We start from the raw sequence: 1,482 nt of genomic DNA, 5'->3' as shown, positions 1-1,482 counted from the left end.
CTCCTGCGCCGCACCCCGAATTGGTCGGGCGCGCTGGCCATCCACGCCGAGCTCCCCAAGCGCGAGCGCCAATCTCGCCTCTTGGCGTTCCGCTCCGGCGAGGTCCCCATCCTGACCTCTGTGGACATCCTCAACGAAGGTGTCGACGTACCGGATGTCAACATTCTGTGTTTCGCGCGCGTCACCCACAGTCGCCGCATCTTCATCCAGCAACTTGGCCGCGGTCTGCGCCTTCGCGAGGGCAAGGAACGGGTCGCCGTCCTCGACTTCGTCAGTGATCTCCGGCGCGTGGCAGCGGCACTGAACATAAAGCGTGCCGTCGCCGACTCCGCGGATACCGAGGAGCTCCGGGGCATCACCCCATCCCGAGTCGAGTTCACCGATCAGCGAGTGGCCTCCCTCATGGAAGAATGGATCAAGGACGCCGCGAGCCTCGAGACAGCCTACGACGAGGTCCGGCTCCAGTTCCCAGACCAGACCATGACCAGTCAGCGGTGATCAATGCCCCCGAAAGTGCCCAAGAACATCCAGGTTCAAGTCGCCACAGAGCTCTACCAGCGAGCCGAGGACATCGACTGGGATCTGCTCACCGACCGTGAACGCGCCAACTACTACGCGAAGTGGGTAGATGACGAGAAGATCGGCGGCGTCCTCGTCGCGTACCTCCCCGTTGGCGATGTCCGTGTCTGGATCAAGGATGGGCCGATGAAGGAATACGTCCGAGCGCTGGAAGGGATCGGCACCTACGCGAAGTGCGCCACGAAGCAGTTTCCGCCGCACGACGCTCTCGTGAAGCAAGGTCTCGGCCCGTCCTGGGACCTGGTGCCAAAGTCGGTGGTGGAAAAGCCCATGCACTGCATGGCCACCGACGGCGAACGCCAGCGCTACGTGTGCTGGGGCGCACCCCATACCTTCAAGGATCTGATCTGGGCCGCCCTCGGTGCGGCCGTCAACTCGTCGGAACCACCTCTGATCATCGTCACGACTCGCACCGGCTATCCACAGTTGACACAGGAAGAGGACTTCCAGAAGGCAGTCGCCGAGCGCTGCGGCCTACCGATTACCCACATCAATCGCAAGCTGACCCCCACATCCCCGGGAGGTAGTAAGGAGTGAGTGGCGCTGGCGACGCAACAAGCGGCAGTCGCGACCGGTAATCGAAGCCGGGTGGAACTGGTCGTCTCCGAACCATAGACTAAGACTCTGTCTCACGTCGCCGATCGTGCCGTGCCGAGCTTCTTGTAGCAGGTCAATGCCGCGGCGAGTGTGAGGAAGGCGCAGAAGTGGTCGCCTTTGTGGTCGTAGCGAAGGTTGAGCCGGTGATAACCAGTCAGCCAGGAGATGGTGCGTTCGATGACCCAACGGTGTCGACCGAGGCGGTCATTTCGCTCGACACCCTTGCGCGCGATGCGCACCGTGATGCCCCGGTCGGCGTCCCAGCGGCGCAGGTCTGCGATGTCATAGGCCTTGTCGGCGTACAAC

At 62.8% G+C, this 1,482-nt stretch carries 3 protein-coding genes; 2 read left to right on the top strand and 1 reads right to left on the bottom strand.

Annotation, left to right across the window (positions count from 1 at the left end):
* Window positions 1–498, top strand: a 498-nt coding sequence (locus tag ACFWPJ_RS32640; RefSeq protein WP_378857348.1) for a helicase-related protein, incomplete at its 5' end; no start/stop codon positions are given.
* A gap of 15 nt (window positions 499–513) precedes the next feature.
* Complete coding sequence (locus ACFWPJ_RS32635) at window positions 514–1,116, top strand: hypothetical protein (protein WP_378857347.1); 603 nt, start codon at window positions 514–516, stop codon at window positions 1,114–1,116.
* A gap of 92 nt (window positions 1,117–1,208) precedes the next feature.
* Here the strand turns inward: ACFWPJ_RS32635 and ACFWPJ_RS32630 are convergent.
* Window positions 1,209–1,482, bottom strand: a 274-nt coding sequence (locus ACFWPJ_RS32630; protein WP_378857345.1) for a transposase, incomplete at its 5' end; no start/stop codon positions are given.

This window comes from Nocardia sp. NPDC058497, from assembly GCF_042720195.1.
Taxonomy (GTDB): domain Bacteria; phylum Actinomycetota; class Actinomycetes; order Mycobacteriales; family Mycobacteriaceae; genus Nocardia.
The sequence above is the reverse complement of the archived record's forward strand: the minus strand, read 5'-3'. Positions and strand labels throughout refer to the sequence as shown.